This is a genomic window from Arthrobacter sp. Br18 (assembly GCF_000520555.1).
In the GTDB taxonomy this organism is placed as follows: domain Bacteria; phylum Actinomycetota; class Actinomycetes; order Actinomycetales; family Micrococcaceae; genus Arthrobacter_D.
This window is the reverse complement of the sequence record NZ_KI914896.1, coordinates 1,034-6,684: the sequence shown is the minus strand read 5'-3', so window position 1 is coordinate 6,684 and position 5,651 is coordinate 1,034. Positions and strand designations below refer to the sequence as shown.

Sequence of the window (5,651 nt, the reverse complement as noted above, 5' to 3'; positions counted from 1 at the left end):
ACCGCTCAGCGTCCGCCCGCCGTCGTCGAGGGGTGGGCATGATGGAGCTGCACGCTGAACTCGAGGCCCAGATCGACCGGTGGCGGGGGTACGTCCAGCAGCGCCAGGCGATCTCCTCCGCCGACGTCGACGAGTTGGAGGATCACCTGCGCGGACAGATCTCAGACCGGCAAGCCACCGGGCTGGACGACGAGGAGGCCTTCCTCGTCGCCATCAAGCGCCTCGGGAACCTCGACGCCTTGTCGCACGAGTTTGCCCGCGAGCACTCCGACCGGCTGTGGAAACAGCTGGTCCTCGTCCCGCAGGGCTCCGACGACGCCGGCACACCGCCATGGCGCGAACTGGCGGTCGTCCTCGCACTCGCCGTCGGGGCGGGCGTAGCAGTGCGGGCCGGCCTTGCCTGGCTCGACGACGGCACAGTGCTGGCACGCAACCTCAGCCTCCTGGTCTTTCCGTTCTTCGCTGCGTACCTCGCGTGGAAGCGTCGGCTGACCGCGCAGGTGGCGGCCGCGCTGCTCGTCCCCTTCACGGCCCTCGCGGTGGTGCTCAACGGATACCCGTTCGCCTCCGGCGGCTCCACGGAGGTGCTCGCGGTGCTGCACACCCCGGTCGAGCTGTGGCTGCTGGCCGGACTGGCGTATGTCGGAGGGAGGTGGCGCTCCGATCGTCGGCGCATGGACTTCGTCCGCTTCACCGGCGAACTCGCGATCTACTTCACGCTCCTGGCCCTGGGTGGAGCCGTGCTGATCGGGCTCACGTTCGCGTCCGTCCAGGCCGTCGGTGCCGACCTGGAACCGGTGCTGGAGGACTGGATCCTGCCGTTCGCCGTGCCCGGGGCGTTCGTGGTCGCCGCATGGCTCGTCGAGGCCAAGCAGAACGTCGTCGAGAACATCGCCCCCGTCCTCACCCGCGTTTTCACGCCCCTGACGATTGCCATGCTGCTGGCCCTCCTGGCCGTGCTCACGGCCGCCGGCGGCCTTGCCGACATCGAGCGTGAGCTGCTCATCCTGATGGACGCGATCCTCGTGCTCGTCCTCAGCCTGCTGCTCTACTCGATCTCCGCCCGCAACTCCCTTGCGGCCCCGAACCTGTTCGATACCCTGCAGCTGATCCTCGTCGTCGCGGCCCTCGCGCTCGACGCGGTTCTGCTGACCGCGATGCTCACCCGCATCGCCGAGTTCGGTTTTAGCCCCAACAAGGTCGCCGCGCTCGGCCTGAACCTCCTGCTGCTGGTCCACCTGGCCCGCGCGGCCTGGCTCAGCGTCGGATTCCTGCGCGGGCGGCGCGCCTTTACCTCGCTCGAGCGGTGGCAGACACGGTATCTGCCGGTCTACGGCATCTGGGCCGCCGTCGTGGTCGTGGCGTTTCCGCCCGTCTTCAGCTTCGCCTGACCCGGCTCGCGGACCGGGTCAGGCTGCACTTTCACCGGTCGGCAGCGGCTGGCAGCGGGGACACCACCAGGTACGACGGCGGCCCGAATACCCGGGAACTTCGGCCCGCACCTGGATAAGGGTGCCGCACCGCAGGCACGGCCGGCCGGCCCGTCCCGCCACCCAGTGCTGTTCACCCCTGCGCTGGTTCCCGGTGGTGACCTGATGCGCACCCGGCTGGGTCGCCGAGAACCGCAGACACCGCGCCCCCAGTGCCACCAGCGCCGGCACATCGACCGCATGCACGGGCGTGTCCGGGTGGATCCCCCGCAGAAAGCACAGCTCGTTCGCCCAGAGGTTGCCGAATCCCGCGATGTTCCGCTGCTCCAGAAGCGCCGCCGCAACACGCATTCCGGGGTCGCGGGACAACCTCCGCACGGCTTCAGCGGCCGACCAGTCCGCCCGCAGCGGATCCGGGCCGAGGTGCCCGATCACCCCGTGCTCCGCCGAGCTGAGCACGAGGTCGACGACGGGCAGGTTCAGCCCGTACGCCGTGGGGCCTCCGGCCACCTTCAGGATGACGCGCGCCTCGGGAAGAACGGCGCGGGGCAGGGCCCTGGCGGGCGCTGTGACAGTCCAGGATCCCTGCATCCGCAGGTGGGTGTGCAGTGTGAGTCCGCTGTCCAGGCGTGTCAGCAGGTGCTTGCCGTGGGTGGCGTGCCCGATGACGGTCATTCCGTCCAGGGGGTCCGTGGCGTGGGCGGGGACCCGCAGGTCCCCGCGGAGGAGCCTGCGGCCGTCCAGGGCGGCACGGAGGCGGCTGGCGAGACGGTACACACTGTCACCCTCGGGCACGGCGGCATCTCCCTGACGGTCGTGGACGGCTTCCGGCGTCAGTGGCCGCGGCGCACCCTGAGCTCGAATTCGATGAAGGCTCCGATCATGGCCCGGTAGGTCTCCTCGACAACCGTCGGATCGACCCCCTGCTTCTCGGCGTACCCCCGCACGTTGGTGATGACCTGTTCCACCCGGGCCGGCGCCCGCACCGAAGCGTCGTCGTGCTTGAGTGCTCCCGCCCGCCGGACGAGCCGCTCACGCCGCGAAATCAGGGCGACCATCTGCTCGTCCACCTCGTTGATTGCCTCCCGCACGGCATCGAGCTTTCCTGCGGTGTCTTTCCCGTCGTCGTCAGCCATGGAATGAGACTATCGACAAATGAAAGCGCAGCTGAATGTCGTCACCCTCGGAGTGAGCAGCCTCGAGGCCTCCTACGACTTCTACGCCACCGGCCTCGCCTGGCAGCCGAAGCTGTATGTGCTCGACGAGGTGGCGTTCTTCCAGGTCGGCCACGGACTCCTGCTGTCACTGTTCCGAGCCGACCACCTCGCCGCAGAGGCGGGCGGAAGCGCATCCGCGGACCTTGCCCAGCTGTTCACGCTCGGCCACAACGTCGGGTCGCCCGATGAAGTGGACCACATCCTGAATGTGGCGGCCACTGCGGGAGGGTCGATCGTCGCCGAGGGCACCCACATGAGCTGGGGCGGGTATTCGGGGTACTTCGCCGACCCCGACGGTTTCCGCTGGGAGGTCTGCCACAATCCGGGCCTCTCCGTTGACGCCGAGGGCAATGTGACCATCCGGGAGATCGGGTAGGAATTGATGGACCGCCGCCGTGGTTGACGACTGTGCACGGCTGGCGACGCGCAGCCGACGGCAAGATGCTGACGACAATACGAGGAGCACCGTGGACTACACACCGGCCGCAGGAACCATCACCATGTTTTCGACCACCTGGTGCGGCTATTGCCGACGACTCAAGAGCCAACTCGACGCACAGGGCATCGGTTACCGCGAGATCAACATCGAGAACGTGGAGGGAACCGCCGAGCTGGTCGAGTCGCTGAACGGCGGGAATCAGACCGTTCCGACGGTCCTGTTCCCCGATGGATCGGCTGCGACCAACCCCTCGCTGAGTGATGTCAAGAGCCGCCTGAGCGTCTAGGGGCACTCCCGAATATGCTGGGAGCAGCGCGCCGATCGTCGGCCTGCTCCCATCGAGAGGACGTTCCCGTTATGGCGCATCAAGTCCAGGCCGTTGTAGTGCGAGAAAAAAATGCTCCGGCAACCGTCGAGACGATTCTCGTTCCCGATCCCGGCCCCGGCGAAGCGCTCGTGGACATCCTCACGTGCGGGGTCTGCCACACCGATCTGCACTATCAGCAGGGCGGCATCAGCGACGACTTCCCCTTCCTCCTGGGCCATGAGGCCACCGGCGTTGTGAGCGCAGTGGGCGATGACGTCACGTCCGTGGCACCCGGGGACAGGGTCATCCTGAACTGGCGCGCGGTGTGCGGCGAATGCCGCGCGTGCCGCCGGGGCGAGGCGCAGTACTGCTTCAACACGCACAATGCCACCCAGAAGATGACGCTGGAGGACGGCACCGAACTGTCGCCCGCCCTCGGCATCGGCGCCTTCGCGGAAAAGACGCTCGTCGCGGCCGGGCAGTGCACCAAGGTTGATCCCGCCGCCGACGCCGCCGCCGTGGGACTGCTGGGCTGCGGCGTCATGGCGGGTATCGGCGCTTCGATGAACACGGGCAACGTGCGGCGCGGCGACTCAGTGGCCGTCATCGGCTGCGGGGGCGTGGGTATCGCAGCGGTCGCCGGGGCGAAACTTGCCGGCGCGACGACGATCATCGCCGTCGACATCGACTCCCGGAAAAGCGAACTCGCGAAGGGCCTCGGAGCAACCCACACCATCAATTCGAAGGACGAGGACCCGGTGGAGGCTATCCGGGCACTCACGGGAGGCAACGGAGCCGACGTCGTCATCGACGCCGTCGGCCGCCCCGAAACCTACCGCCAGGCGTTCTATGCCCGCGACCTCGCCGGCACGGTCGTGCTTGTGGGCGTGCCGACTCCCGAGATGATGATCGAACTGCCGCTGCTTGACGTATTTGGGCGTGGCGGATCACTGAAGTCGTCCTGGTACGGCGATTGTCTGCCGAGCCGGGATTTCCCGATGCTGGTGAGCCATTACCTGCAGGGCACCCTGGATCTGGACGCCTTCGTCACCGAGCGGATCCGCCTCGACCAGGTGGAGAATGCATTCGCCAAGATGCACGACGGCACCGTGCTGCGCTCGGTGGTGGAACTCTGATGGCGGCGCGGATCGAGCACCTCGTGACCTCGGGCACCTTCTCGCTCGACGGCGGCACCTGGGATGTCGACAACAATGTGTGGATAGTGGGCGACGACGTCGAGTGCGTCGTGATCGATGCCCCCCATGACGCGGCTGCCATTCTCGACCAGATCAACGGCCGCGCGGTGAAGGCCATCCTGCTGACGCACGCGCACGACGATCACATCCGTGCGGTCGGGGAGCTGTTCGATGCCGTCCACGCACCTATATACCTCCACCCGGAGGACCGCATGCTGTGGAACCAGGTGTTCCCTGAACTGAGCCCTGACCAGGAAATCCTCGACGGTGACACCATTGAGGTTGCCGGTGTCACCCTGCGTGCACTGCACACGCCGGGCCACTCCCCCGGGTCAGTGTGCTATCTCCTGGCGGACGCCGGCACGGTGTTCACCGGAGACACGCTGTTCCAGGGCGGGCCTGGGGCCACTGGGCGTTCCTACAGCGACTTCCCCACCATCATCGAGTCCATCCGGTCCAGGCTGCTGACGCTTCCGGCGGACACCATCGCCCGGACGGGCCACGGTGACAGCACCACGATCGGCGCCGAGGCTCCGCATCTCGAGGAGTGGATCGCCAGGGGGCATTAGGGTCAGTTCCTCTTGAGGGCGTTGGTTGGTGGTCGGGGAGGGTTTGGTGGGGGCGTTGCTGCGCGGGTGCATCAGGTGCTCGAAGCTGTCCGTCAACGATCAACGATCACGGATCACGGATCACGGATGACGATTAGCGGCCGCGCGGCAGTCTCGGAGTTCGGGAACTGGATGGGTTTGCTGATCTAGAACGGTGCGGGGTCCGGGGTGGGCGTTGCCTTCGGGTCCCGGTGCGGGTACTCCTGTGGTGTTCCCGTCGGGGTTCCCGTCGGGGTTCCACTGGGGTTGGTGGGGGTGGTGGTGTAGGTGCGGTGGGTGGGCGAGGTCCAGGTGAGGGTGCCTGCGGTGTTGTTGGTGAGGTTCCAGGTGGTGATGGTTTTGAATCGGTGGTGTTTGGGACAGAGGTGGGCGAGGTTGTCGTGGTCGGTGGTGCCGGCCCGGGACCAGGGAACACTGTGGTCGATCTCGCAGTGCGCGGCTGCCCGGCTGCAGC

The 5,651-nt window shown here is 67.3% G+C and carries 8 protein-coding genes; 5 read left to right on the top strand and 3 right to left on the bottom strand.

Translation table 11 applies throughout. The annotated features are described in order from the left end of the window. Positions 1-38: 38 nt before the first annotated feature. Complete coding sequence (locus Y704_RS0116660; protein WP_035773252.1) at positions 39-1,391, top strand: permease prefix domain 1-containing protein; 1,353 nt, start codon at positions 39-41, stop codon at positions 1,389-1,391. An 18-nt stretch (positions 1,392-1,409) separates the two neighbouring features. Here the strand turns inward: Y704_RS0116660 and Y704_RS22965 are convergent, their stop codons facing one another. Continuing rightward, positions 1,410-2,225: a DNA-formamidopyrimidine glycosylase family protein gene (locus Y704_RS22965; RefSeq protein WP_051477298.1), complete on the bottom strand. Its 816-nt coding sequence runs from the start codon at positions 2,223-2,225 to the stop codon at positions 1,410-1,412. Positions 2,226-2,263: 38 nt separating this feature from the next. Beyond that, a complete protein-coding gene (locus Y704_RS0116650) occupies positions 2,264-2,566 on the bottom strand; it encodes a chorismate mutase (protein ID WP_026550941.1) in 303 nt (100 codons plus the stop codon). 19 nt (positions 2,567-2,585) lie between these two features. On the opposite strand from Y704_RS0116650, the gene Y704_RS0116645 reads away from it, so the two are divergent. From Y704_RS0116645 to Y704_RS0116630, 4 genes are all read left to right on the top strand, one after another. Then, on the top strand, positions 2,586-3,023 hold the full coding sequence (locus Y704_RS0116645) for a VOC family protein (RefSeq protein ID WP_026550940.1): 438 nt from the start codon (positions 2,586-2,588) through the stop codon (positions 3,021-3,023). Between the two features lie 91 nt (positions 3,024-3,114). Beyond that, positions 3,115-3,372 (top strand): mycoredoxin, encoded by a 258-nt coding sequence (locus Y704_RS0116640; protein WP_026550939.1) that lies wholly within the window; start codon positions 3,115-3,117, stop codon positions 3,370-3,372. A gap of 71 nt (positions 3,373-3,443) precedes the next feature. Further along, on the top strand, positions 3,444-4,529 hold the full coding sequence (locus Y704_RS0116635; protein WP_026550938.1) for an S-(hydroxymethyl)mycothiol dehydrogenase: 1,086 nt from the start codon (positions 3,444-3,446) through the stop codon (positions 4,527-4,529). After that, positions 4,529-5,158, top strand: a complete 630-nt coding sequence (locus Y704_RS0116630) for an MBL fold metallo-hydrolase (protein WP_026550937.1) — start codon at positions 4,529-4,531, stop codon at positions 5,156-5,158. The genes Y704_RS0116635 and Y704_RS0116630 overlap by 1 nt, the downstream gene beginning before the upstream one ends. 185 nt (positions 5,159-5,343) lie before the next feature. Here the strand turns inward: Y704_RS0116630 and Y704_RS24685 are convergent. After that, positions 5,344-5,651: HNH endonuclease (locus tag Y704_RS24685; protein ID WP_035773244.1), on the bottom strand; the 308-nt coding region annotated here is incomplete at its 5' end.